This window comes from uncultured Agrobacterium sp. (genome assembly GCF_913777885.1).
GTDB lineage: Bacteria > Pseudomonadota > Alphaproteobacteria > Rhizobiales > Rhizobiaceae > Agrobacterium.
On the sequence record NZ_CAJYTV010000003.1, the window covers coordinates 68,050 to 91,736 of the forward strand.

Below are 23,687 nucleotides of genomic sequence, written 5' to 3' on the forward strand. Positions count from 1 at the left end.
GGCGACGATGGAGGGGTGATTTTCCGCCCGCGTTTTCAAACAGTGATCACACAGACCGAAATGACAGGCGCCTGCGAAGGCGCTTTTTTTATGGAGTGAACCATGACGGTTTCAAGCGAAGTGAGCGTGGCCGGGCCGTTTTACGGCAACGGCTCAACCAGGACTTTTCCTTATGCATTCAAGATTCTCGATGCCAGGCACATTCGGGCGGTTCTGATTTCCGCTTCGGGTGACGTGTCCGATCTTTCTCTCGACAATGGCGATTATTCCGTCACCGGCATTGGCAGCGAGACCGGCGGCGATGTCATCAAGGCCACGCCGCTGCTGGCCGGCCAGACACTGACGCTGGTGCGGCGACTGCCGCTCACCCAGGAGACATCACTGGAAAACCAGGGGGCCTACTATCCTGAAGTTGTGGAGCGTCGGCTTGATCAGATGGTTATGCAAATCCAGTCGGTAAAGGAGGCGACGGAGCGATCGCTGACTGTTGAGCCCGGACAGGAAAAGCCTTCCATGACGCAGATTGCTGCGGCAGAGGGCTATGCGCAGGGCGCAAAGCAAAGCCGCGATGAGGCGAGCCAGTTTTCTAGCGATGCTGCTGGCAGAGTTGAAGAGGCTTTTCAAGCGGCTGGCCTGTCGGAACGGTGGGCGAGCGCGCCGGAAAATCAAGAGGTGGTTCCGGGATCGGGCCAGTATTCAGCACTGCATCAGGCCAAAAAGGCAGAAGCTGCGAAAGATTCCGTTATCGCCGGTTGGTCTGCTGCTGTGCGCAACGCCCCATTGAAGGCGACGCCTTCAATGGCCGATGAGTTCGGTTTTGCCGATAGCGGCGATAGCTGGACGATCAAGAAGCAGACCTTTGCCAAGCTGCAAGAGGTATTCGGCCTCCCGATTGGTGGCGTCATGATGATGCCCGGCAACGGCAACAACCCGCCAGCCGGATTTCTGCTGATGAACGGTGCGCCCTGCACGCCAGCCTATCCGCAACTGCGAGCCTGGTTGCTCGCCAATGGCGCAAGCACCAACGGCGAAGGCGATCCGATTATTGAGGATATGGGAGGGTACTTTCCGCGCGGTTGGAGGCCAGGGCAGCTTGTGGATAGCGGGCGTGTGTTTGGCGCTGTGCAGCAGGATGCGCTGCAGAACATCACTGGCGAGCTTTCACAGGCTCCGTCCATTAGTACTACCGCAACTGGCGCCTTTGCACGCGGAGCGGGTAACGGGACAGGTGATGTTGGACGAGGCTCCAACAACGGTGAGTCCCTATCATTCAGCGCTTCAAGGGTCGCTCGAACAGCAATGGAAACGCGCCCGGTCAACAAAACCTTTTCGTACTGGATCAAGGCATACGCCGCCGATCAGGCGCCTGGAAGCGCTGATTTTACGTCGCTCGCCAACAAAGTTCAATCCGTGCTTACACGCCTCTCGGCGTTGGAGGCAGATGCACCGTTCATCAGCACTCCGCAAACTGTGATTGGGAGCGGCATTGTGGTGGTCGAACATTCGCTTGGGAAGTTTCCGAGTTGGATCACGCTGGATTTCGTAAACATGCAGACCGAAGGCGGATATTCGCCGGGAGATGTCGTGAACGTAGCGCCCTCGCTTCCCGATAACTATGGCGGCCACGGTATTACGGTATCTAAGACTAGGATCAATATAATGATCATCTTTTCCTCAGGCGGTGTCTATTTCAACCAGAAAATAGGTGGTGCGCCATACCTGATCAATCCTGCTAAATGGCAGATGATTGTGAGAGCGAAGGGGTAACTCAGCGGTACTTCGTGAACAGGGTCGGCTTCCTCTTGCTGGCTATAGCAACTTAACTTTTTGTCGCAGAGCGCGCTTGCAGTTAATTGCCCCCTCAGAACTGGTTCCCGTCCAATTCAGCCATAACACAAAAGGTCACGAACATGAGCATTACCAAGAAATTCGACACTGTCGTTTATCAGGATGCGCGCGGCGACGATGCCGGTGCTCCTGTTGTCGTTTCTGTTTCTCTCGATAGTTCTGGCAATCCAGCGCAAGCGCTGCCTCCAGGGCGATCGACCGCCGCGCATTCAGTTCCAACAGCCCTTTCAACCGAAGACAAGGATGCGCTCGACAAGGCTAATAGCGGTTATAGCAGCGCTGCGGCATATACCAACAATACGGCAAGAGTCGCCGGTAGAGGCATTCTCGCGAATATTACAACGGCCGGCACGGCGACGCTGACTTTTGGCGGCGCGGATATCCAATTCACCTTTGCTGTCGGTCCCACGATCTTGCCGCTCGCAATAACGAAGATATCCCTCGGAACCGCGGCTGGTTCATTTTATGCGGTTTCCTGATGGGGTTTAAACGATGAGCGGTGAAATGACGGGTCTGGGTTTGGCTCTCGGAATGGGTGTGGTCCAGACGAGTGGTGTAGCGCCACCGTTCGATCCTGATCGTTACATGGTGTTTGCGACACGTGCGCGTATGCCGTCCGGCGCGATCTACACGGCTCTTGCCAACAACACGTACATCTGCACGAAAATCAAGGTCGGCTGTCCTCAGTTCAAGACCCGCGCCTTCAGGTTCCATTTCTCGGGCTTCGCATCCACGGAGGGCGGGAATTCTCCGCAGGAAACGATCGTCACCGGCACGCTCGGTACTCCGGGAAATTCTGTCATAATCGACGAATTTGTCCTGCGTTACAGAGGGCAGTTCTATCCTGTCACCTTCAACGGGGGCAGTGCCGGTGTAACGATTGCGGATCAGACGAACGGCGTCTGGACGGACGAGATCACGATCCCTGGCGATGTCGATGCGGAGGGTGATGTTGAGCTTTGGACTGTCTACCATGTCGCGAGCGCAGGTGACAAAGTCTGGCCGGTCTATCGTGTCCAGCATCATCGCGGCGAGCGTGTCTGGGGCGGCGCAAGCCTCAGCGCGGTACAGGCGTTTCAGGCCACGCCTGAAGCGGCGAGCACCTCCGCACTCATCAGCTCAACTGGCGATGCCGGTTATGGCCAGCAGGCGCAGTATCAGCATTATGGCCCGGATTTCATGGTCGCCAGGGGAGACTGGGATGGGCGTCCTGTCGCTCTGGTTGTGGCAGACAGTATCGGCGAGGCCCGTCAGGAATATGGTCCAAATGCCGATGCACGGGGTAATCTCGGTTACCTGCGCAAATGGCTTGATAGAAAGGACACCGCTGGCCGGGTTCCGCATCTGGTAATTGGTATGCCAGGTTCGGCGAGCTTACGCGAATTGACAGGCAGCGGCTCTTCCATCGCCACCCGCCGCTGGGAGATTCTCGATCAGGTGAAGGCTTTCAACAATGGGAAGCTGCCCTTTACGGCGATCCTCAATCAAATGGGTCAGAACGATACGACAACCTCCTACGCGACCTGGTGGAGCCGCGTCACGGGCTTGGCGTCACGCCTTCGCACGCGCTATCCCGGTGTCCGGCTCGTCCATCTCGTGCCACTGGGTCGGGCTGCCAATAGCCAGGAATACACCGACGCCAACGCCGTGTCCTATAGCGCAAACAATGTGTGGCCGGCAGACGGCACGGATGCATCCGGCAAGTGGCGGCTTCGCAATGACCTTCTGGCGCTGAAGGATAATGTCGCCGATGCCGCCATCGATACACTGGCGGCGTGGCAAGGTTCTGCGGGGCTTGCCAAGCCTCCGATGTATGATGAACTTCCGTGGTCCAGCCTCACGGAACAGGCTGGAACGGATGGCACCGCGACCTATCAGACCTTTCAGGTGGCGGATGGCTCGCTTTATCAACCAGAGCAGCAGCTTCGCGTCTACTCGCCGGATGGGACGACACTGTTGGGATCGGGCAGTGTCATCGCTGAGATTTTAGGTGACACGCTGAAATTGCAGTCGGCGATCGCGACCATCTTTCCCATCGGTGCGCGGCTCTATCAAATTCCGGTGAACTACGGCGACGGGTTGCACCCCATGCCGGTGCTGGTCAGGCAACTGGCCACGAAGCTAGCTGATAGTGAAAAAGCAAAGCTGTCTGCCTAATCTGGTCGTTGACCGACATGGTCATCGCGTCCCGACGGCGCATTTCAATCCTTGAGCTTCTCTTAGACCCTCAGGCATTCGACAGCGGCGAAGGCAAGACCGCTTCACGCCGTGGCGTGACAACGGCCAGGCGCTCTTCAAAGGAAAAAACCATGCTGATTGCCAATTGGCGGCAGGTGCTGAAACGCGCCTGGTCCATTCGATTGCTCGTGCTTGCCGGGCTTCTGTCCGGCCTCGAAGTGTTTCTGCCGATCATCGATGAGAATCTCGATATTCCGCGCGGCGTTTTTGCCGCGCTTTCAGGGGCCGCGACCTGCGCGGCCTTTATTTCCCGTATTCTTGCTCAGAAAGGTATTGTCGATGCCGATCAACAGGATCACGCCGACACGGCGGGGTAAGGCTGCAATTGCGGCGGTGCTCGCCAGTATCGCTGCCGGTGGCTATACGGCCTATGACCGTTATGCCACGGCGGCGAAAATGGATCCCGCCGTCATTCTGGCAGTGGAGAAGGCCATCATCCCCTGGGAGGGGCTGGTGCTGCAATCCCATTGGGACCCTTACGCGAAAATCTGGGACATCTGCTATGGCGAGACGAAAGGTGTCGGTCCCGGCATGACGAAGACGAAGGCGCAGTGTCGCGACATGCTTCTGCGCCGCGTCCATGATGACTATCACCAGGCGATCATGACATGCTCTCCGAACCTGGCGAAAGCACCTTTGAGCGTTCGTGCGTCGATGATCTCCGGCGCCTATAATTTTGGTGTCGGTGCCTGGTGCCGGTCGACGGCGAAGGCGCGCGTTGAGGCAGGGCAGTGGCGGGCGGCCTGTGAGGCGCAGACGGCCTTCAATCGTGCCGGTGGCCAGATCGTGCGCGGCCTCGTCAACCGTCGGGAAATGGGCGACGCGCAGCGCATTGGCGAGGCGGAACTCTGCCTGAGCGGCCTATGAGTATTTTTTTTCCGACTTCGCTTCCGGCGCGATTTGCAGCGCTTATCATCGTGGCCCTGCTGGCCTTCGGCGGCTTTCGGCTGTGGCTGGCGTCGCATGATGCGACACTGCTGAAAGGTTATGTGCTTCTCTCGGAAAAGACCGCCGCCGAGGCAAAGGCTACGGAACTGGAGCGCCAGCGCAATGCGAGCGCCCAGGCGCTTGAAGACTATCGCAAGCGTGCGGTGGCCGATGCTCTTACCCAACGAAAACGCCAGACTGAACTCGAAGAGGCGATCCGCAATGACAACCAGACGATGGATGATGGCGATTACCGCTGGAGCGATGCTGATCGTCTCTGGCTGTGCCGGCAAAGAGGCGCGGCTGATTGCAGCCGCTGACGCGCGGGGCAGGATGGCCGCAGGAATCCGCCTTCCGGATCTGCCCGATGAGTGCCGTCAGACGATGGACAGGGTCGTGCCGAAATACGGGATCGAGAAGCCGCGCAATACGCAATTGCGATGGGAAGTTGCGGCCGATCTCGCTGACCGACGCACCGGGCGATGCGCCTCCTTTTACGATGGCGTGAAAACACGTTTCGACCCGACCACGCCGCAGGGCGTGGAGCGTGGTATCAGGCAATGACAGGACTTGAAGACATGAACGGCCATGAAACCCACCGCGCCTATAGCGATGCCGCCACCGCACAGCTTGGCGAGCGCGTCACCAACCTGGGGCGCAGGCAGAGCGATCTTGAAACGGAAATGCGCTCTGGTTTTAAGCAGGTGGAAAACGCCATGGGGGTAATTGCCAATGAGATGCGCACGTCGATCTCCGGCCTGTCTGCCAGCCTTGCGGAGCGCAGCCGTACCCAATGGCCTGTCGTCTGGTCGGCGGTTGGCGTGTCGTTCACGATCCTGGCGGCGCTCAGCGCCTTTGTTTATGGCACACTCAGCAAGGACCAGAGCCGTCTCGATGCCGCGATCCTGAAAAATTCCGAATTGGCACAGACGGCTGTCGCCAGATTGGCCGAAACCACGCAGCAGAGCATCGTGGCCATGACCGAGCGGATGGTGACGCGCCAGGAAATGGAGTGGCGACAACAGCGCGGCTCCGAGGACCGCATTCGACTGGAAACAGAAATCAAGGATTTGCGCGATGCGCAGGTCCCGCGTCCCGAGCTCGATCGCGCTTTTGCCGATTACGATCAACGCTTTAGCGCTCAACAGCGCCAGATCGACGAGCAGAAGAGGCGAGCTCAGCCTCAGTAATTCCTCAAAGTCACGTGCGGCATGTGGTGCCGATCATGTCTTTTCCGAAGATCTGGCGAAATGATGCACGCCGAAGGCAATTGCCGCGATGATGAGGATGCAGGGGATCAAGACGAGCGCTAGATGATGGCCGATCGCAAGTCTGCCGAGCAGCGTTTCGACAGCCTGTCCCAAACCATAGCCGACAGCGGTGATGACGGTGCCCCAAGTGGCGGCGGAAATCATGTTGATGAAGAAGAAGCGGGTGGCCGCAATGGAGGACAGGCCGATTGCGACCGGGCTGATCGTGCGAATGCCATAGACGAAGCGGAAGAAAAAGATGAAAGCGTTGGGGTGCTGTTCCAGCCAGGAGGTGACGCGCCTCATTGCGGGCTTTGCCGTCAGCCGCTTCACCGCTCTAAAATCGCTGGCATAGCGTCCGAGAAAAAACAGGATCTGGTCTGCCAGGAATGAGCCAATGGCGGCTGCCATGGCGGCCTGCGAATAGGGAAACAGACCCTTGTGGGCCAAGACCCCGCCGAGAAATGCGACGGTCTCTCCCTCGACGCCGGAGCCAATGAGAACGGCGGTAACGCCGTAATCGGTTATGAAGTGTTCAAAGGCCATGATGTCTTCCGGATGAATGGTCGATGGTAAGACTGTCGTGGGGCATAAATGGTTGCCACCGCATCCTGGTTTCGCGCCTGTCCCTTGTTCGTCCTCGGTATTTTCGGTGTGTCGGCGCGTAAAGGGATCTGCTGCCTTATCGTTTCGTGATCCAGCCGGCGAGTGATGCCGTAAGGCGTGGGACTGGAGGAGCGGATGGCGAAACATCGGAAAAAATCGGACCTGCCTTCGAAGATCTGCCCGGTCTGCGGCAGGCCTTTCGTCTGGCGCAAGAAATGGGCTAAGGACTGGGAGACTGTAAAATTCTGCTCCCAGCGATGCCGCGAAGCGAAATAAGGGTTCGCTCCCGCCCGTCCTGACGAAGTGATGAGAGCGCCACTACGAAACGAAGACGTGCCCTGCCTCTTCAAGAAGACGTTCTGCGCGGTCCCAATCCCTGTCCGGCACGAGAATATGCTCGCCGTCAAAGGTGCAGAGAACGAATACGCCTATGCCATTTTCGGAGATCGGCTGGATCAGTGCCTGAAGGATGCCGGTGGCATTAAACGGAATGGGGCCGAGGCTGCGCAGGCAGCGCCAGTTCGGCTCGGCTTCGATGTCCCCCGGCACGCGGTCTTGCAGGCAGATCAGAGTGAGTTCATCATCGCTTCTCACCAGGGCGGAGAAGCCGGGCCCATTGAACCAGTCAGGGACGGATGCGTCGGCGGCAAGCCGAGCGACGCCATAGAGACCGGGAACAATGCGCAGATTGATCGAATGTGGCACGGCGTCTCGTCCCTTTACTGCCTGGTTGCAGCGTCGATCAAGGTCGTGGGACGTACCGCGCAATGGGCCACGCATTTTTCGATCTTTGAGAAATCCGTCAGGCCGCACCAGAACACTTTCCAGCGCTCCTGTTTGAAACAGCCATCGGACTGGGCGTAATAGAATATGTTGACCTGGTTGTTGTGGCGCGAGCGCCAGAACAATTGCGGTGTCTCTTCGCGCATGACCTTCCAGACCGCACGTCCCAGGCCCTCGCCCTGCGCCTCGTCCAGCACGGCGAACTTGTCGAGATAAGGCACGCCATCTTCTTCAGTCATGATGATGGCGGCGCGGTAATGCTCGCTGATATAGGCCCGCAGCAGGCGGGTGCGCTGGAAATAATCCGCCACCACGGGCCGCCCGAAGCTGGATTCGATCAGTGCTCGCAACCGGGTCAGGTCCAGTTCCTCCCAGGAGGTGGCGCGCAGCACGCGCTCGCCGCGGCGGATCAGCGTGCCGGAGCCCTTATGGGTAAAAAGCTCCTGCGCCAGATTGGCCGGGTTGGTGATCGAGATCGAAGACTCCATCGGCAAGACGTCCAGCAACTCTCTCATCTGCTCGATCTTGAAGGTAAAGCCGCCGTCGCAATAGGTCTTGCCGACGAACTGGTCGTATTCGGTAGACAGGTTGATCGAATCGATCCGGCGGCCAGTGTCATGGCGCAAGCCGCCTTGGCTTGTCAGAAAAATGACCTTGAACGGTTGCAACGACCGTACCATCTCGCTGGTCGCGTCATCGCTGCCGATCTCGATGACTTGGCCCGATGGTGTCTCTCCGACGCTGCTGATGACGGGGATCGATCCAGCATCGAGGCTGGCTTCGATCGGTGCCAGTTCGACGGTGCTGATGGTTGCAACAGGATTGGCAGTAGTGCCCGTCGACGTTTGCGCCATGAAGATGCCTGCCGCAATCGAAGTGGCGCGCGCGCCTTGCTGCTCAAGCAGTTCGACAAGCTTGAGATTCAAAGCTTCTGCCGAAAACTCAAATTGATTGCCAGAGGCTGCCCCCAACAGGACGATAGGCGTCAGGCCGACCTGTTGCAGAAACGACAGCGACGAGGCTGTTGCCTCCGCTTCGCGCGCATCGTGCAGGATCGCGCCATCGATGTTGACCACCGCGAAGCGCTTGGCATCGAGCTGAGAGAAGCGTTTCAGATACTGGTCGATCTCCTTGGCGCTTGCCATGGTGGAGAGGAGACGCACGATTGTCTGGCGGGTGTCGCTTTGCATTTTAGGCACGGTCGTTGATTGTTTCGGGCGATGGAGTGGGTTTCACCCATAGGACCAAGATTGTCCATTTCCAAATCATATCGACCATCAAGGCGAAAAAGAGAGCGGTGCGCTCATCAAAATCTCGCGCCTCGCCCCCGGGAGGGTAGGCGAGGCGCGAGAGACCGCAGCAAAGGGGGGCTGCGGTCTACTGATCAGAGGTTGGCGAGAAGCTCGTTGACGCGGCTTTCCATATCGGCCAGCGCGGATTCAACATCCTTCTGGCCGCTGATTGCTGCACTCATTTCCTCACCGACAATATCCTGGATGGCGAACTGGCGCTGGACGGCAGAGGGCAGCGGCTTGCCAAGCGTGGCGATCGGCGCAATCGTATCGCGATGCGGCAGCGCCTTGAACTCGGCGGATTCGATGACCGCCTTGTAAGCCGGCAGGTGACCGGTGCGCGACCATTCGAAATCATTATCGGCAAAGAATTTCAGGAATTTGGCGATTGCCGCTTCCTGCTCCGGGGTGCGGTCCTTCTTGGAGACGGCCCAGCTGTGGCCATCGGCATATTGCGCCTTGGCGCCGGGGAAGAGCTGCGGATAGGGATAGACCGCATAGCCGCCCTTGTTCAGCGCGGTGCCCGGCTTTTCAGATTGGGCATTGTAGTCGCCGACCATCCAGGTGCCGTTCAGGTGCACGCCGCCTTCACCGCCGAGAAACGCGTTGATGGAGCCGCCGTAATCAAGGTCCTTCGTCGTGTCGTCCTTTTCGAAGATGGTCTTGTACATCTCCACGATCTTGCGTGCTTCCGGCGTGTTGAACTTCACCTTCTTCGGATCAGCGAAGAAATCGGAATTCTGCTGGAAGAGATAGGTGTAGAGATTGCGGGCATAGAGCGCCGTCTCGTTGGCGAGGTTCTGGACGAAATAGGGCTTGCCGGTCTTCTGCTTGAACTGCTCGGCCTGGGCCAGCAACTCTTCCGGTGATTTCGGCAGGATCGGCGTGCCATCGGCATTGACGAGGCCTGCGGTTTTGAACAGGTCCATGTTGATGTGGTAGAGCATGGTCCAGTTGTCGATCGGCAGGCCGTAGATCTTGCCGTTCTTGGTGACACCTTCCTTGGCGGCGTCGGTAAATTTGTCCGGCGTCACGCCGACCGTCTTCAGCATGTCGTCAAGCGGGACCAGCAGATCCTTGGACTGATAGTCGGACAGGACAGATTCATGGATGGTGACGATATCCGGTGCGTCGCCCGAGGCGAACTGAGCGGTCAACTGGTCGTAGCCCGGCCATTCCACCGTGGTGACATTGATCTTGATATCGGGATTGTCGGCAGCGAATTTGTTGATCATCGAAGTGATGATGCCGCATTCGCCCACCGCCTTGCTGACATCGGTGTTCTTGCCGAAATCTGCGTCGCAGGCGCCGAAGAAGCGCTGCACCTGCAATTCGGTCTCGGCAAAGCTTGGTGATGCGACCAGAACCGCGGCTGCGGATATGGTGGCGAGAAACAATGTCCTCAAAGTCATGATAGTCTCCTCCTCCTCAGGTTTCGCCGTCGCTGGGCGAGCGGCGTCTTTTCCTCATTCGTTCAGGCCTTGCATCTTGGCCGGAGCGTCATGCATCACCGCACCGCCGCGCCAGATACGGCGGTGACGATATATTTCTGGAAAAACAGATAGATGATCAGGATCGGTGCGCCGGCGAACACCGCCTGCGCCATCAGAAAGCCGATGCCCTGCGACTGGGCAAAGTTCATTTGCGTCGAGGCAATGCCGACGGTGAGCGTGAACATTTCCTTCTTCGTCGCAGAGATCAGCGGCCAGAAGTAATCGTTCCAGGCGCCGAGAAAGGTGAAGATGCCAAGTGTCGCTTGGGCCGGAACGGTCAGTGGCAGAAGCACCTTCCAGAAGACGCGGAAGCGGCTGGCATTGTCGAGGATCGCCGCCTCATCCAGCTCCTTTGGGATGGCGCGGAAATATTGCGTCATCAGGAACACGCCAAAGGCGGATGACAGGCCCGGCAGGATCAGCCCGGGATAGGAATTGTGCAGGCCAAGCCAGCTGAAGATCTGATGGCGGGCAATGAGCACCGCCTGTTCCGGCACGGCAAGACCCAGTAGCACCAGAACGAAGAGGACGTCGCGACCGGGGAAGTTCAGCCGGGCAAAGCCATAACCCGCAAGTGATGACAGGACCAGCGTCATGATCGTCATGCCGCCAGCCACCACGATGCTGTTGAACACCCAGAGAAACACGCTGGAGGTGCCGATCGTGTCGATATAGTTCTTGATCGTGTAGGGCAGATGGAAGACCGAATGCGGATCGACCATCAGCGCATTGTTGTCTTTCAAGGACAGCGCGATGACGTAAATGACAGGCGCTGCCATGACGATCGCCAGAAGGATGACGAGGCCGTAGAGAACGCGGTCGCCGAAGGATCTGCCGATGATGTTGGAGTTTTGCGAAGCCATCACACATCTGCCTTTCTGCGGGACACCAGAAATTGCACCATGGCCGCGATCAGGATCAGCACGAAAAGCACTTCGGACGCGGCGGCACCGAGGCCAAGATCCCAGCGGCGGAAGGCGGTTTCGTAGATATAGAAGACGATCGGCTTGGTGAGGTTGTTCGGGCCACCGCGCGTCATCAACAGCGCCTGGCCGAAGAGCTGGAACTGAAAGACGATCTGGATGATGACGACGAGCACGAAGGTGCGCTTGATCGAGGGCAGGGTGATGGACCGCAGCGTCTGCCAGCGGTTGGCATTATCGAGGGCTGCGGCCTCGTAGATATCCTGCGGGATCTGTTGAAGGGCCGAGAGAAACAGCATCATCGGCAGGCCGATGCACCACCAGACGGTGGCGATAGCGATGCCGATCATAGCAAGGCTCGGGTCCGACAGGAAGGCAGGGGCACGAGCACCGAACAGGCCGAAAATCATCGACAGAAGGCCGATATCGGGAATGTAGACGATCCGCCAGATCAGCGTGACGATGGTGACGGAGAGAACCGACGACGAAAAGAACAGGCCTCTGAGAACGGCGGCGCTGCGGGTGCGCTTGTTAAGGCAGAGCGCCAGAAACAGGCCGAGCAAGGCCAGCGACGGGACGGTCAAGAGAACGAAATAGAAGGTGTTCCAGATCGACTGCAGGAAGATCTTGTCATTGAACAGGCGGACATAATTTCCGAGGCCGATGAAGCGGCCGGAGGAGAATGTATCCGCCTTGTGGAAGGACAGCCAGATTCCCCAGAAGAGCGGAACGACAAGCAGCGTGACGAAGAAGACGAGATAGGGCGCGACGAAGAGGAAGTTTCGCCATTGCGGCGCGTAGATATCGACGCTTTTTCTTCGCTTGATTGGGGCTTTATTTGCTGCGGTCAGTGCTTCAGCCATGACCCACCTCCCGCGCATGCCAGGCGCGGCCTGACGCATCGAAGAGATGCGCCTTGGCGCTATCGAAGGAGAGGGCCACCCGGTCGCCGACCGTAACACGGCTATCGCCGCTATCGGAGCCGACAAGCTGCTGGCCGTCGGCAAGGCGCACATAGACCAGCGTGCGCTCTCCCAGCCGCTCCACCACATCCACAATGCCTTCGGCAGAGCCGCTGCCGGGTGTGGTGATGCGCACGTCTTCCGAGCGCAGGCCGAGTTCGAATGCGCCGGGCGCGATGCCTGCGGCGGGAATGGCGGTTGCGATCTTGATGCCGGAGGCGGTTTCGACGCTCACCAAGCCAGCATCCGTGCCGATGGTGACGGGCAGGAAATTCATTGCCGGGGCACCGACGAAGCCGGCGACGAAGCGGCTGGCGGGACGATTGTAGATCTCCATCGGCGTGCCGATCTGCTCGATCTGCCGGTTGTTCATGACGACGATGCGGTCTGCCAGCGTCATGGCTTCGATCTGGTCATGGGTGACGAAGATCATCGTCGATTTTAGCCGCTGGTGCAGTTGGGCAAGCTCGATGCGGGTGCGGGTGCGCAGTGCCGCATCGAGGTTGGACAATGGCTCGTCGAAGAGAAAGGCCTTCGGCTCTTTCACGACGGCCCGACCGATGGCGACGCGCTGGCGCTGGCCTCCGGACAATTGCCCGGGCTTGCGCTCCAGCAGATGGCCGATCTCCAGCATGCGTGCGGCTTCGGCAATACGGGCATCGATGACGGAGCTGTCGACAGCGATGTTCTTCAGCCCGAAGGCCATGTTGTCGCGCACCGTCATATGCGGATAGAGCGCATAGGACTGGAAGACCATGGCGACGCCGCGTTTGCCCGGTGGCTGGTCGTCGATGCGTTCGCCATTGATGCGGATTTCGCCGTCATCGACACTTTCCAGCCCGGCAATCATGCGTAAAAGCGTGGACTTGCCGCAGCCGGAAGGGCCGAGGAAGACGACGAATTCATGCGCCGGAATGGAAAGCGACAGCCCTTCGAAAACGGTCAGCCCGCCGAAGTGCTTGCTCACATTGTTGATATCGATACTTGCCGTCATTGTCTCTCCTCCCATGACCCGTCTGGCATTCCCGGCTCAGCCGGTCAGACCTTGATGCGGAGCATCTGGTAGGAGTAGGGAGCGCAACGCGCCGAAAGCCGCCCGTTGGCAAGCGTTGCAGTATCGGCCTTTTTCGGCGCGACGTTGTTCATATTCGCTTCAGTGTTCACGGCCTTCAGATCGGCATGGGTCATGATCTGATGATCGGCGATGCTGCTTTCGCTGCCGAAGGCTGCGACGTCGAAGTCGGCCTCGATCTCCTTGTCGGAGCGGTTGACAATGAAGAAGCTGACGAAGCGGCCTTCCTCGTCATGCACGGCGGATACGTCGAGGCAGGATACCTCGCCCGCCACATCGCTCTTATAGGTGGGGCTGTCGACCTTCAGATCCAGCGCCTTGCCGCGACCGTAGCGGGAGGCAAACAGGAAGGGATAGAAGATCGTCTGGCGCCAGGCCGGTCCGTTCGGCGCGGTCATGATCGGCGCAATGACGTTCACGAGCTGCGCCAGGCAGGCAATGCGCACCACATGCGAGCGGCGGATAAAGGTGTTGAGGATCAGGCCGACCTGCAGCACATCCTCGAAATTGTAAATATCCTCAAGGAGCGGTGGGGCAAATGGCCAGCCATCGGCGCCGGCAAGCGTTTTCTTGTCCTGTTCCTTCGAGTGATACCAGACGTTCCACTCGTCGAAAGAGATGTAGACCTGGCGCGACGAGCGCTTCTTGGCCTTGATGTAATCGATGACGCCCGCGACCGACATGATATAGTCATCGAGCTTCTGGTTCATCGCCAGATAGTTGCCCACATCATTGGCGTGGTTTTCGAAATACATGTGAAGCGAGATGTAATCGACCTCATTATAAGTGTGATCGAGAACGGTCGCTTCCCACTCCGGATAGGTCGGCATCTTGGCATTGGACGAGCCACAGACGACAAGTTCGAGCGAGCTGTCGAAGGCGCGCATGGCCTTGGCGGTCTCATGGGCCAGGCGGCCATACTCATCGGCTGTCTTGTGGCCGATCTGCCAGGGGCCATCCATCTCGTTGCCGAGGCACCAGAGCTTGACGTCGAAGGGCTCCTTGCGCCCATTGGCAATGCGCTTGTCGCTCCACTCGCTGCCGCCGGGATGATTGGCATATTCCAGCATATTGCGCGCTTCATCCAGCCCACGCGAGCCGAGATTGACGGCCAGCATCATTTCGGTGTTGGCGGATACGCACCAGTCGGCAAATTCATGCAGGCCGACTTCGTTGCTCTCAGAAGTATGCCAGGCAAGATCGAGGCGTACGGGACGTTCTTCCTTGGGGCCAACACCATCTTCCCAATTGTAGGCGGAAACGAAGTTGCCGCCGGGATAGCGCACGATCGGAACATCCAGTTCCTTGACGAGATCGATGACATCCTGACGCATGCCGTTCTGATCGGCCGCTTCGTGGGCTGGCTCGTAGATGCCGGTATAGACCGCGCGACCGAGATGCTCGATGAAAGACCCGTAGAGTCTTGGATCAATATCCGCCACGACAAATTGCGGATGCGCCACAACCGACACCTTCATGCATTCCTCCCATTCATATCATAAAAAGCGATATGTATCGCCATTGCTGATAATAAATCGGAAAATCCGGTAAGGGTCAACCGGAAGAGCGCTGATGCCGCTTGAAGAAGCTACCCGTAATTTCTAACAACTTGATGTCGCTTTCTTATTTTAAATATCGGAATTCTTGATATTATTCGATTTTCAGGCGCAGAACGATGTCCTGATCGTAATTGCCAAAGCCCTTGCCGAAGATATTGATGCCACCCGGATGCTTGGCGTCGTCCTCGATACCGATGCGCACGCGAATGGAGTGATGGCTGGCAAGATCGAGGTCGGCCAGCGTCACATCGGAAATCTGCACGCCATCGACGAAGGTGCCGTCCGGTCCGACGCGCCAGTTCTTCAGCTTGCCATATTGCGAGCCCTTGAGCTTCCACCAGTCTGGCGTATAGACGCCACGTTTATCGCCGAAATCTCCGGGTGAGGTCCACACGCCGACCTTCTTGCCGTTGATGGTCAGCAATATGTCAGACGGCCAGTCGGCGCTGGTTCCTGGCACTTCCGAGCTCAGCTCCACCGCTACTTCAAGCTCGCGAATTGCGGTGTTGGAGAGTTTGGCATTGTTGGGGAACTGATATTCCACATGGCCACGGGTAAACCAGATCAGCCCCGCCTTCATCCGGTCCGGATCCAGAAGTGCATTCGGAACATCGAGAAGCCCGATAATGCCGTCCGTGGAGCAGAGCCCGCAAGGCGCCGTCACCTCGAAGCCGGTGTAAAGACCCACTGGCATCGCCACCTCGATCATGTCCTTGCGCGGCTCACGCACCTCACTCTTGAAGACGACAACAACCTCTTCCACCGTGGCGCGGCAAATCTTCTGGCTTCCCTTGCGCGCCTTCTGCGTCTCGCTCTGCAACAGGCCGGCATCTTCCAGAATCTGGATATGGGTGGAAACAGTCGATTGCGGCAGTTCCAGAGCCGCCGCCATGTCGTTGACATTCATCGGGCCGCGATCATGCAGCATTTTCAGCATGGTCGCTCGCGTCGGCGAGGCAATGCCCTTCAACACGGCGTGGTCGGTCTCGGGATCGATGATGAGGAATTTTTTCGTCATGGCGCTTTTACATTCGGATTTTCCGATTTGTATCGCGCTTTCTGATAATTGAAAAGTCGCTACTTCCTGTCTGCCCGATCCCGTTTAGAGGCGGTGAGGCTGAAATAGGCTTGCAGGAGCACGGATACGAAAAATCCGACGGCAGCGAGAGCGGTATAGGCTACGAGGCGATTGGAGAGCGTGTACCATCCGCACAGGATCGCTACTGCATTCATTCCCATCAGAGCTGCAACGACGCCAAAAAAGCAGATTGCTGCTTTCCACGGACCTGAGGCGGCGCTGACGAAGCGCCTCAGCCCAGATGAGGTGCGATTGCTCATTCGTCTACCTTTATCACATAGTCCTGTTTCTATCGCGCCCGGACTCATCCTCGGAGCGAAGGGAACTCATGCCGCACTGGCTCGTCGCCACGGTACATCCTGGCTTGTTGCTTCGAACGCCAGCGACGTGGTCCTGTGTGCGGTATATTGCTGTCTGGGGCAGGGCGGGACAATAAAGAAAAAGGCCCTGCAATATTTTGCAAGGCCTTGATTTCTTTGAATTCGGATGGTGGGCGTGACAGGGATTGAACCTGTGACCCCTACGATGTCAACGTAGTGCTCTCCCGCTGAGCTACACGCCCTCCGTTGCGGCGCATAAATCACATAACCGAATGAAGCGTCAACTGCCTTTTTCGATTTTGTGACAGGTTTTTTTGAAACCCTTACGCCACAAGGAGTTTGTTGACCTCGTCGACGAGGTCGCGAAGGTGGAATGGCTTGGAAAGCACCTTGGCATCCTTCGGCGCCTTCGAATCAGCATTCAAAGCAACCGCTGCGAAACCGGTGATGAACATGACCTTGAGGTCGGGATCGAGTTCGGTGGCGCGGCGCGCAAGCTCGATGCCGTCCATTTCCGGCATGACGATATCGGTCAAAAGCAGTGAGAAAGGCTCTTCGCGAAGCCGATCATAGGCGCTTGCACCATTATCGAAGGACGAGACCTTGTATCCGGCCTTTTCAAGCGCCTTCACCAGGAAGCGGCGCATGTCATTGTCGTCTTCGGCGAGAAGAATTTTCTGAACCATATAAGTGACCGTAACTACAGAATTATTGGGATACCCTATCGCGATTGTACCATTGTCGGAGTAAATATCATGTGAATGGTAGAATCACGAGAGGGTGACTGCCTGCCAGTATGGACTTGCACTGGCGCAACTGGCAACATGATGCGTCTGGCAGAATTATGACATGGTAAACGGGACGGCATGGACTGGGTGACGGGCGAATATGAGCTGTTCGAGGTGTGCGAGCCTGCGGTGCACAGCATTCCCTTCGTCTATAATTCACCCCATAGCGGCCGCTGTTACCCCGTTTCCTTTCTTGAATCCTCGCGGCTCGATTCCTACGAAATTCGCCGCTCGGAAGATTGCTTCGTCGATGAGCTTTTTGCGTGCGCTCCTGATATCGGCGCGCCGCTGCTGAAGGCCAATTTCCCCCGCGCCTATCTGGATGTCAACCGCGAGCCCTATGAGCTCGATCCTCGCATGTTCGACGGCGCACTGCCATCTTACGCCAATATCGGCTCCATGCGCGTTGCAGGCGGTCTTGGCACCGTGCCGCGCATCGTAGCGGAGAACATGGATATCTACGCGCACCGCCTATCGGTGGAGGAGGGGCTGTCGCGTGTCGAGGGCATCTACAAGCCCTACCATGCTTGCCTGCGCCGCCTCGTCTCGCGCACCCATGCCACGCATGGCATGGCGGTGCTGATCGACTGCCATTCCATGCCTGGCAATATCCGCCTAGCCGGATCGAACATCCGCCCCGACATCATCATCGGCGATCGTTACGGCACTAGCGCCTCTGCGGAGATTTCCCGTGCGGCGTTGCATTTCCTTGAAGAGCTTGGCTTCAACGCCGTGTGCAACAAGCCCTATGCCGGCGGTTTCATCACCGAGCATTACGGCCGGCCGATCCGCTCGCTGCATGCGTTGCAGATCGAGGTGAATCGCGCACTCTATGTGGACGAAAAGACCTTTCTGAAGGCGGCGGATTTCCCGGCCATGCAATCAGCTCTGGGCATCTTCATGCGTCAGATGGCGGGTTTCGTCTCGGAATATGTGATCGATATGGCCTTTGCGGCCGAATAAAGCTTTTTTCATCCCGAACAGGACGCCTGGACGTCTCGCGCCGCTCTGGGCTGAGCGCAAAAAAAACCGCGCCTTCGCGCGGTTAAGTCTAGGGAGGAAACACCCAAGGAGGGTATTTACAGTCAAAGACTGTGATCCCCATCCTAGATAAAAATGCACAATTGTCAATCATTATAATTACTTGTATAAATTATAGGCAATATTTGGGTTGTTGCATGTATGGTGGACTGGCATTTCTTGGGCATGCCTATTCTGCAGGCAATAGGTGCCTCACGTAAGGAGAGTGGACGAGTCGCGCAGAACCGCGCTATGTGATTCTCCAGCCAATTACAGATGCCGGGGATTTTCATGCTGCCAGATCGCGACTTCTTCTTCCGCCTCGCCGATGCCGCCAAGGCGGAGACGCTGCCCCGGTTTCGCACCGGTATCGCTGTCGATAACAAGCAGGCCGGCGGTTACGATCCCGTAACGGAGGGCGACCAGGCAGCCGAAGCGGCAATCCGCGCACTGATCACCGAGCGTTTTCCCGATCACGGCATCCTTGGCGAGGAGCATGGCAGCATCGGGCTCGACCGCGAGCATGTCTGGGTGATCGATCCGATCGACGGCACCCGCGCCTTCATTTCAGGCGTGCCGGTCTGGGGAACGCTGATCGGTTTCCAATCCGGCGGTCGCGCCAGAATGGGCCTGATGGACCAGCCCTTTACCGGCGAGCGCTATTACGCCGATGGGGAGAAGGCATGGTACAAGGGGCCGGAGGGCGAAAAAGAGATCAGGACGCGGGCCTGCCGGTCGCTTTCGGATGCCATTCTCTTTACCACCTCGCCCCATATCTTCACGCCAACGGAGGCCGAGCGTTACGGCAAGGTGCAGGTTAAGGTTCGCCTGTTCCGCTATGGCGTGGATTGCTATGCCTATGCTTTGCTGGCTGCCGGCCATGTGGATCTCGTCATCGAATCCGGCCTGAAGCCCTATGATGTCGGTGCGCTCATCCCGATCATCGAACAGGCGGGCGGCATCATCACCACCTGGGATGGCGCACGGCCGGAAGAGGCAGGGCGGATCATCGCTGCAGGCAGCAAGGCCGTGCATGAAGAGGCGCTCGCGCTGCTTTCCGGGCTCTGATTTTCTGTCCAGTCCGGTTTATTCCTCCGGCGCGAAAAAGGCGTCGATCGCTGCAAGCGCCTGAGCACGATATATGTCGCGTTCCTGGAAGAGTTCGTGGCGCGCGCCGATCACCGGGATTAGTTGCGCTGCCCGGAAATTGCGCGACAATTCCTCCTGCGCCGCATAGGGCGTGATGGTATCGAGAACCGGCGCCAACAACAAAGTTGGAATGGTGATGTGGGTAAGGTGATCCTGCCGCGTCACTTTCGGCATGATCTTCATCACCTCATAGACCCAGCGAGCGGTCGGCCTGCCGATGAAAAGCTCCGGGTGGCTACCGATCATGGCGATGTTGCGGGCGAAGCGCTCGGCATCGGATGTCAGCGGGTTGCCGTCGAAATCCCGCTCTCTCTGGTCTTTGCCCAATTGCTTGCCGCCGAAGCCCGTCAGGGTCAGCGCTGTTGCAATCGTCTTGACCCATCGTGGCGAAACGGACTGGCCGCTCAGGGCGATAAAGGGCGAGCAGAGCGCCATGCGCTCGATGCGATTGGAGAGTTGCGGGGCCATGGACAAGGCGATCAAGCCGCCCGTGGAATGCGCCATGAGGAAGAATGGCAGCCGCGTGTCCGGCAGCACGACCTGTTCCAGAAACAGCGACACGTCCTTCTGATAATCGGAAAAGCGCCGCACGTAACCGGCATCCGCCTTTTTCAATAACCGCTCCGAACCACCCTGGCCGCGCGTATCGAAGGTCGCGACCCAGAAGCCCTTCGCCGTCAGATCGCGGATTGTCTCAAAGTATTTCTCGATCGTTTCATTGCGGCCGTGCAGCAGCACGATGGTTCCGCGCGCGACCGTCTGTTCCGAGCGAAAAATCGCATAACGCAGTTTCTTCCCGCCTTGACCTTCGAAAATTCCGATATGGTGGTTGCCGGGCACGGTATTGCCTTTGGTCTCATGGAGAATGGCTTCGGTCATCGATATCCTGCCTGGGGCAAATCGTGGTCGCACGAGAGCGTCCTGCGGCTTTTTTACAAGCACAAAGGACGCTCTATCCTCTTTAAATCTACGCATCGTGTTTCGTGAAAATCGAATCCGATTTCCGGGCCGATGCCGTAGAGATATCTGAAGGGGATAGGTTGAGCGCCCGCATGCGTCAAAGGAAATATGCGCCATCAGAAAAATTGCCGGAACCGTCGGTCTTAGCAGTCGCGGTTCCGGCCAGTCGGACGGAAGGAGAAGGGACGATGCTCTTCCGCCCTCGAAGTTGCCTTCGATGAGACGTTTCTAGCGGTGCGAAAATGAACGCATCCGGAACCTCTTATTCAGCCGTCATTCAGGTGATGCGATCTCGAAAATTTTTCCTCTTGAACTGACAAAACAGCATTCCCACCTATTGCTCACGGTCGCCAGAACGGGGCCGTATCCAGGTCTCTCTCATCGCCAGAATGGGATGGAGAGTCGCCACCGCAAACAGTCGCTTCTAAGGAGGACACCATGCGTCACGTTGATTTTTCCCCCCTGTACCGCTCCACTGTCGGTTTCGACCGCCTGTTCTCGATGCTCGACAGCATCGGCCAGCCCGAGCAGGCACAGGCCTATCCGCCCTACAATATCGAGCGCACCGGCGAGAATGCCTACCGCATCACCATGGCGGTTGCCGGTTTCGATGAAAACGAAATCAGCATCGAATCCCGCGCCAATGTGCTGACAGTCAAGGCCGAGAAGGCCGAAGACACAAAGGCATCCGAGGGCGACTTCCTCTATCGCGGCATTGCCACGCGCGCCTTCGAGCGCCGTTTCCAGCTTGCCGACCATGTGGAAGTGCAGAATGCTTCGCTGAAGAACGGTCTTCTCCACATCGACCTTCTTCGCAACATTCCCGAAGCCATGAAGCCGCGCCGCATCGCGATTGCGACCGACGTCTCGGACGCACCGAAGCAGATCGAGGCACAGGTCACGCCTACCCAGGTGAACTAAGTTTAAGGGTTAGCGCAGAATGAGAAGACGGCTCCCGCAAGGGGGCCGTCTTTTTTTGCGTTTACGGATGGGCGAAGCTCACTCTGGCGTGAGCCTCGTGCCGCGCTCAGCCGCCTTAGAGCGTTTCCTTGTTAAATAGAAAACGTTCTGCCGGAGCAGGTTTTCGTCAGGGCAAAGGCGATTGGCGAAGGGCATACCCAAAGGTACGGTCGAGCCGATCGCCTTTGAGCCTGGCGGAAAGATGACCGGCCCTTCGGATTGGTTGAAACGGGCCACCTGCTTGCCCGGACGGCTTGGCCGTATGCGTTGGCTACGGCACGCGCCGCCCGGACAATCAGTCGATCCCGTTTGAACCAACAGAACTGTTTCTATTTAACAAGGAAACGCTCTACGATGCCGTCTTGGCAGCGATGGCAGCGGCCTCGGGCGCGTCTGCCGCCGGTGCAGCAATCTTTACAGCCTCCGCTTCCTTCGCCTTCTTGGCATAGCGCTGCGCAATCACGGCGCAGGCCATCAGCTGGATCTGGTGGAAGAGCATGATGGGCAGGACGATGGCGCCGATGCTTTGGCCGGCAAAGATGGCGCCAGCCATCGGCACGCCGCTTGCGAGGCTCTTCTTCGATCCGCAGAAGGTGATCGTGATCTCGTCTTCCTTCTTGAAGCCGAGCAAACGGCTGCCGAACATGGTGAAGCACAAAACAAGCGTCAGGAGCACGATGTTGATGCCGATGACCACGGCAATATCGCGCAGCGTGAACTGATGCCAGATGCCTTCCACGACGGCGTCACTGAAGGCCAGGTAGACGACCATCAGGATCGAGCCGCGATCGACCGGAGCCAGAAGCGTCTTGCGGGCGCGTATCCAGTTGCCGATCCACGGTTGAAGAGCCTGACCGGCAATGAAGGGAAGCAGCAGCTGCAGGAAAATCTGGCCAAAGGCATCGAGCGAAAAGCCGCCGCCGTGGCCGCCGACGGTAAAGAGGAAGCCGACGAGCAAAGGCGTCAGGAACATGCCGAAAATATTGGAAGCCGAGGCTGCGCAGATCGCCGCCGGGACATTGCCGCCCGCCATGGAGGTGAAGGCAATCGAGGACTGCACTGTGGATGGCAAAACGCACAGAAACAGCACGCCCATATAGAGCGGCTGCGGCAGTATGCTGTCTGGAATGTAACCGAGCGCGATGCCGAATAGCGGGAAGATACCAAAGGTGACGAGAAGGATGACGAGGTGAAGCCGCCAGTGCAGCATGCCCGCCAGTACCACATCACGTGACAGACGTGCGCCATGCAGGAAGAAGAGTAGCGCAATGGCGCATTTCGTCGCGATGGAGAAATAATGTGCAGGCTCTCCGCTGATCGGCAGCAGCGACGCGAGGACGACGGTGGCGACCAGCATCAATGTGAAGCGGTCTGGCAGGAAGCGGCTCATGACGCGGCCTTTCTAGAACGTGGTGCGCAAGACGGCTTTTCGCCTTGCAATCGGGAAATCCGTTGAACCGGGCTCAAGCGCGAAAAGAGCGAAAGATCCCTCAGCGCCGCGAGCCAGCTTGCAGATTGTAATGTGCTGCACTATCGCTCATCATGAAATCAGATGCAAAAACTAACAGTTATCATGTTTCGAGATAGCCATGCTGAACCTGCAACATCTCGCCAGTTTCGTAACGCTGGAGCAGACGATGAGTTTCACCCAAGCCGCAGAGCGGTTGGGGATTGGCCAATCTACAGTCAGCCAGCACATCCAACGGCTGGAAGCTTCACTCGGCCAGCAGCTGATCGCCCGCGATACGCATCGCGTTCGACTGACGCCGGAGGGCGAGGCGCTGTTAGGCTATGCGCGCAAGATGCTGGATCTCAACAACAAGGTCGCCACCCTCTTTGGTGAGAGCAATCTGCGTGGTCGGCTGCGCCTTGGCGTCTCGGAGGATTTTGTCGCAAGCCGTCTCACCGTCATTCTGGAAGAGTTTACCAGGCTTTATCCGCTGGTCGATCTGGAGCTGACGGTCTCGCTTTCTGGCGTTCTCTATCAAATGCAGGACAATGGCGAGCTCGATGTCGTGCTGGCCAAACGCAGACTTGGCGATCAACTTGGTCATTTCCTTTATCGCGAGCCACTGGTGTGGCTCGCCAAGGATCCGGATGCGATCCTTGCGCGCAAAGAAGCGCTACCGCTCATCGCCTTTCCGCCGCCCAGCATCACGCGCAAAGCCGCGCAAGAAGCGCTCGATCGGGCAGGCGTTGCCTGGCGGATCGTCTGCACTTGCGGAAGTCTCAGTGGGCTGACGGCTGCCGCCCGCGCAGGCATGGGCGTTCTCGTCCAGCCTCGCAGCATGGCACCATCTGGCCTGCGTGAACTGCCTCATGGAAGCTTGCCTTCGCTGGAGGACGTGGAGTTCGTGCTGCAGCCGCGCAAGGGCGCGGATGCAGAACTGGTGCGGGCGCTGTCATCGCTGGTCACGGCAAAGGGCATGGTGCCGGGCAGTTTTGCGTGAAAGCCCAGC

General features: G+C 58.1%; 26 protein-coding genes and 1 tRNA gene. 13 read left to right on the top strand and 14 right to left on the bottom strand.

Features of this window, described 5'->3' with window-relative positions; translation table 11 throughout:
* The first annotated feature begins 102 nt into the window (after positions 1-102).
* The 8 genes from QZ869_RS01275 to QZ869_RS01310 all read left to right on the top strand — a co-directional run bounded on the left by QZ869_RS01275 (position 103) and on the right by QZ869_RS01310 (position 6,203).
* Entirely contained in the window at positions 103-1,767 is a 1,665-nt protein-coding gene (locus tag QZ869_RS01275; RefSeq protein ID WP_296101191.1) for a hypothetical protein, read from the top strand.
* A gap of 143 nt (positions 1,768-1,910) precedes the next feature.
* Entirely contained in the window at positions 1,911-2,327 is a 417-nt protein-coding gene (locus tag QZ869_RS01280; RefSeq protein ID WP_296102118.1) for a hypothetical protein, read from the top strand.
* A 13-nt stretch (positions 2,328-2,340) separates the two neighbouring features.
* A complete protein-coding gene (locus tag QZ869_RS01285) occupies positions 2,341-4,005 on the top strand; it encodes a hypothetical protein (RefSeq protein WP_296102120.1) in 1,665 nt (554 codons plus the stop codon).
* Positions 4,006-4,157: 152 nt separating this feature from the next.
* Complete coding sequence (locus QZ869_RS01290) at positions 4,158-4,403, top strand: hypothetical protein (RefSeq protein ID WP_296040259.1); 246 nt, start codon at positions 4,158-4,160, stop codon at positions 4,401-4,403.
* Positions 4,366-4,953: a lysozyme gene (locus tag QZ869_RS01295; RefSeq protein ID WP_296102122.1), complete on the top strand. Its 588-nt coding sequence runs from the start codon at positions 4,366-4,368 to the stop codon at positions 4,951-4,953. The genes QZ869_RS01290 and QZ869_RS01295 overlap by 38 nt, the downstream gene beginning before the upstream one ends.
* The gene (locus QZ869_RS01300) at positions 4,950-5,333 is read left to right on the top strand and encodes a hypothetical protein (RefSeq protein ID WP_296102123.1); all 384 of its coding nucleotides are present in this window, start codon (positions 4,950-4,952) and stop codon (positions 5,331-5,333) included. Before QZ869_RS01295 ends, QZ869_RS01300 begins: the two co-directional genes overlap by 4 nt.
* A 13-nt stretch (positions 5,334-5,346) precedes the next feature.
* Positions 5,347-5,577, top strand: coding sequence for a hypothetical protein (locus QZ869_RS01305; RefSeq protein WP_296040267.1), 231 nt, complete (start codon positions 5,347-5,349; stop codon positions 5,575-5,577).
* A gap of 14 nt (positions 5,578-5,591) precedes the next feature.
* Positions 5,592-6,203 (top strand): hypothetical protein, encoded by a 612-nt coding sequence (locus QZ869_RS01310; RefSeq protein ID WP_296013942.1) that lies wholly within the window; start codon positions 5,592-5,594, stop codon positions 6,201-6,203.
* 33 nt (positions 6,204-6,236) lie between these two features.
* Here the strand turns inward: QZ869_RS01310 and QZ869_RS01315 are convergent, their stop codons facing one another.
* Positions 6,237-6,809 carry a DedA family protein gene (locus tag QZ869_RS01315; RefSeq protein WP_296102125.1) on the bottom strand — a complete coding sequence of 191 codons (573 nt, stop codon included), beginning with the start codon at positions 6,807-6,809 and terminating at the stop codon, positions 6,237-6,239.
* Positions 6,810-7,004: 195 nt separating this feature from the next.
* On the opposite strand from QZ869_RS01315, the gene QZ869_RS01320 reads away from it, so the two are divergent.
* Positions 7,005-7,145, top strand: coding sequence for a DUF2256 domain-containing protein (locus QZ869_RS01320; RefSeq protein WP_296013939.1), 141 nt, complete (start codon positions 7,005-7,007; stop codon positions 7,143-7,145).
* A gap of 42 nt (positions 7,146-7,187) precedes the next feature.
* Here QZ869_RS01320 and QZ869_RS01325 read toward each other — a convergent pair whose 3' ends face one another.
* The 11 genes from QZ869_RS01325 to cpdR all read right to left on the bottom strand — a co-directional run bounded on the left by QZ869_RS01325 (position 7,188) and on the right by cpdR (position 17,037).
* Positions 7,188-7,574 (bottom strand): ACT domain-containing protein, encoded by a 387-nt coding sequence (locus QZ869_RS01325; RefSeq protein WP_296102127.1) that lies wholly within the window; start codon positions 7,572-7,574, stop codon positions 7,188-7,190.
* A gap of 14 nt (positions 7,575-7,588) precedes the next feature.
* Positions 7,589-8,842, bottom strand: a complete 1,254-nt coding sequence (locus QZ869_RS01330) for an acetylglutamate kinase (protein ID WP_296102129.1) — start codon at positions 8,840-8,842, stop codon at positions 7,589-7,591.
* 194 nt (positions 8,843-9,036) lie between these two features.
* Complete coding sequence (locus tag QZ869_RS01335) at positions 9,037-10,356, bottom strand: extracellular solute-binding protein (protein ID WP_296013933.1); 1,320 nt, start codon at positions 10,354-10,356, stop codon at positions 9,037-9,039.
* A gap of 95 nt (positions 10,357-10,451) precedes the next feature.
* Positions 10,452-11,300, bottom strand: a complete 849-nt coding sequence (locus QZ869_RS01340) for a carbohydrate ABC transporter permease (RefSeq protein WP_296102131.1) — start codon at positions 11,298-11,300, stop codon at positions 10,452-10,454.
* The gene (locus QZ869_RS01345) at positions 11,300-12,223 is read right to left on the bottom strand and encodes a carbohydrate ABC transporter permease (protein WP_296013930.1); all 924 of its coding nucleotides are present in this window, start codon (positions 12,221-12,223) and stop codon (positions 11,300-11,302) included. The genes QZ869_RS01340 and QZ869_RS01345 overlap by 1 nt, the downstream gene beginning before the upstream one ends.
* Positions 12,216-13,316, bottom strand: a complete 1,101-nt coding sequence (locus QZ869_RS01350) for an ABC transporter ATP-binding protein (RefSeq protein ID WP_296102133.1) — start codon at positions 13,314-13,316, stop codon at positions 12,216-12,218. The genes QZ869_RS01345 and QZ869_RS01350 overlap by 8 nt, the downstream gene beginning before the upstream one ends.
* Before the next feature lie 44 nt (positions 13,317-13,360).
* Positions 13,361-14,872, bottom strand: a complete 1,512-nt coding sequence (locus tag QZ869_RS01355; RefSeq protein ID WP_296102135.1) for an alpha-N-arabinofuranosidase — start codon at positions 14,870-14,872, stop codon at positions 13,361-13,363.
* 172 nt (positions 14,873-15,044) lie between these two features.
* Positions 15,045-15,971: a metalloregulator ArsR/SmtB family transcription factor gene (locus QZ869_RS01360; RefSeq protein WP_296102137.1), complete on the bottom strand. Its 927-nt coding sequence runs from the start codon at positions 15,969-15,971 to the stop codon at positions 15,045-15,047.
* Positions 15,972-16,030: 59 nt separating this feature from the next.
* The gene (locus QZ869_RS01365; RefSeq protein WP_296102138.1) at positions 16,031-16,291 is read right to left on the bottom strand and encodes a hypothetical protein; all 261 of its coding nucleotides are present in this window, start codon (positions 16,289-16,291) and stop codon (positions 16,031-16,033) included.
* A 227-nt stretch (positions 16,292-16,518) separates the two neighbouring features.
* Positions 16,519-16,593, bottom strand: a tRNA-Val gene (locus QZ869_RS01370).
* An 81-nt stretch (positions 16,594-16,674) separates the two neighbouring features.
* On the bottom strand, positions 16,675-17,037 hold the full coding sequence (gene cpdR, locus QZ869_RS01375; RefSeq protein ID WP_027675545.1) for a cell cycle two-component system response regulator CpdR: 363 nt from the start codon (positions 17,035-17,037) through the stop codon (positions 16,675-16,677).
* A 180-nt stretch (positions 17,038-17,217) separates the two neighbouring features.
* Here cpdR and QZ869_RS01380 point away from each other — a divergent pair, with 180 nt between their 5' ends.
* Positions 17,218-18,102: an N-formylglutamate amidohydrolase gene (locus QZ869_RS01380; protein WP_296040327.1), complete on the top strand. Its 885-nt coding sequence runs from the start codon at positions 17,218-17,220 to the stop codon at positions 18,100-18,102.
* A 348-nt stretch (positions 18,103-18,450) separates the two neighbouring features.
* On the top strand, positions 18,451-19,227 hold the full coding sequence (gene hisN / locus QZ869_RS01385; RefSeq protein WP_296102140.1) for a histidinol-phosphatase: 777 nt from the start codon (positions 18,451-18,453) through the stop codon (positions 19,225-19,227).
* Positions 19,228-19,245: 18 nt separating this feature from the next.
* Here hisN and QZ869_RS01390 read toward each other — a convergent pair whose 3' ends face one another.
* Positions 19,246-20,187 carry an alpha/beta fold hydrolase gene (locus QZ869_RS01390; protein ID WP_296101176.1) on the bottom strand — a complete coding sequence of 314 codons (942 nt, stop codon included), beginning with the start codon at positions 20,185-20,187 and terminating at the stop codon, positions 19,246-19,248.
* Between the two features lie 519 nt (positions 20,188-20,706).
* Here QZ869_RS01390 and QZ869_RS01395 point away from each other — a divergent pair.
* Positions 20,707-21,189, top strand: coding sequence for an Hsp20 family protein (locus tag QZ869_RS01395; RefSeq protein WP_296013917.1), 483 nt, complete (start codon positions 20,707-20,709; stop codon positions 21,187-21,189).
* A 388-nt stretch (positions 21,190-21,577) separates the two neighbouring features.
* Here the strand turns inward: QZ869_RS01395 and QZ869_RS01400 are convergent, their stop codons facing one another.
* Positions 21,578-22,618, bottom strand: a complete 1,041-nt coding sequence (locus tag QZ869_RS01400) for a bile acid:sodium symporter family protein (RefSeq protein ID WP_296102142.1) — start codon at positions 22,616-22,618, stop codon at positions 21,578-21,580.
* A gap of 199 nt (positions 22,619-22,817) precedes the next feature.
* Between QZ869_RS01400 and QZ869_RS01405 the strand changes: the two genes are divergently transcribed.
* Positions 22,818-23,678, top strand: a complete 861-nt coding sequence (locus QZ869_RS01405; protein WP_296038367.1) for a LysR substrate-binding domain-containing protein — start codon at positions 22,818-22,820, stop codon at positions 23,676-23,678.
* Positions 23,679-23,687 lie beyond the last annotated feature (9 nt).

Bases quoted from the DNA above. Each gene is read 5' to 3' on its own strand.
- QZ869_RS01275 (WP_296101191.1), top strand. From the start codon at position 103: ATGACGGTTTCAAGCGAAGTGAGCGTGGCCGGGCCGTTTTACGGCAAC.
- QZ869_RS01280 (WP_296102118.1), top strand. From the start codon at position 1,911: ATGAGCATTACCAAGAAATTCGACACTGTCGTTTATCAGGATGCGCGC.
- QZ869_RS01285 (WP_296102120.1), top strand. From the start codon at position 2,341: ATGAGCGGTGAAATGACGGGTCTGGGTTTGGCTCTCGGAATGGGTGTG.
- QZ869_RS01290 (WP_296040259.1), top strand. From the start codon at position 4,158: ATGCTGATTGCCAATTGGCGGCAGGTGCTGAAACGCGCCTGGTCCATT.
- QZ869_RS01295 (WP_296102122.1), top strand. From the start codon at position 4,366: ATGCCGATCAACAGGATCACGCCGACACGGCGGGGTAAGGCTGCAATT.
- QZ869_RS01300 (WP_296102123.1), top strand. From the start codon at position 4,950: ATGAGTATTTTTTTTCCGACTTCGCTTCCGGCGCGATTTGCAGCGCTT.
- QZ869_RS01305 (WP_296040267.1), top strand. From the start codon at position 5,347: ATGGCCGCAGGAATCCGCCTTCCGGATCTGCCCGATGAGTGCCGTCAG.
- QZ869_RS01310 (WP_296013942.1), top strand. From the start codon at position 5,592: ATGAACGGCCATGAAACCCACCGCGCCTATAGCGATGCCGCCACCGCA.
- QZ869_RS01315 (WP_296102125.1), bottom strand. From the start codon at position 6,809: ATGGCCTTTGAACACTTCATAACCGATTACGGCGTTACCGCCGTTCTC.
- QZ869_RS01320 (WP_296013939.1), top strand. From the start codon at position 7,005: ATGGCGAAACATCGGAAAAAATCGGACCTGCCTTCGAAGATCTGCCCG.
- QZ869_RS01330 (WP_296102129.1), bottom strand. From the start codon at position 8,842: ATGCAAAGCGACACCCGCCAGACAATCGTGCGTCTCCTCTCCACCATG.
- QZ869_RS01335 (WP_296013933.1), bottom strand. From the start codon at position 10,356: ATGACTTTGAGGACATTGTTTCTCGCCACCATATCCGCAGCCGCGGTT.
- QZ869_RS01340 (WP_296102131.1), bottom strand. From the start codon at position 11,300: ATGGCTTCGCAAAACTCCAACATCATCGGCAGATCCTTCGGCGACCGC.
- QZ869_RS01345 (WP_296013930.1), bottom strand. From the start codon at position 12,223: ATGGCTGAAGCACTGACCGCAGCAAATAAAGCCCCAATCAAGCGAAGA.
- QZ869_RS01350 (WP_296102133.1), bottom strand. From the start codon at position 13,316: ATGACGGCAAGTATCGATATCAACAATGTGAGCAAGCACTTCGGCGGG.
- QZ869_RS01355 (WP_296102135.1), bottom strand. From the start codon at position 14,872: ATGAAGGTGTCGGTTGTGGCGCATCCGCAATTTGTCGTGGCGGATATT.
- QZ869_RS01360 (WP_296102137.1), bottom strand. From the start codon at position 15,971: ATGACGAAAAAATTCCTCATCATCGATCCCGAGACCGACCACGCCGTG.
- QZ869_RS01365 (WP_296102138.1), bottom strand. From the start codon at position 16,291: ATGAGCAATCGCACCTCATCTGGGCTGAGGCGCTTCGTCAGCGCCGCC.
- cpdR (WP_027675545.1), bottom strand. From the start codon at position 17,037: ATGGTTCAGAAAATTCTTCTCGCCGAAGACGACAATGACATGCGCCGC.
- QZ869_RS01380 (WP_296040327.1), top strand. From the start codon at position 17,218: ATGGACTGGGTGACGGGCGAATATGAGCTGTTCGAGGTGTGCGAGCCT.
- hisN (WP_296102140.1), top strand. From the start codon at position 18,451: ATGCTGCCAGATCGCGACTTCTTCTTCCGCCTCGCCGATGCCGCCAAG.
- QZ869_RS01390 (WP_296101176.1), bottom strand. From the start codon at position 20,187: ATGACCGAAGCCATTCTCCATGAGACCAAAGGCAATACCGTGCCCGGC.
- QZ869_RS01395 (WP_296013917.1), top strand. From the start codon at position 20,707: ATGCGTCACGTTGATTTTTCCCCCCTGTACCGCTCCACTGTCGGTTTC.
- QZ869_RS01400 (WP_296102142.1), bottom strand. From the start codon at position 22,618: ATGAGCCGCTTCCTGCCAGACCGCTTCACATTGATGCTGGTCGCCACC.
- QZ869_RS01405 (WP_296038367.1), top strand. From the start codon at position 22,818: ATGCTGAACCTGCAACATCTCGCCAGTTTCGTAACGCTGGAGCAGACG.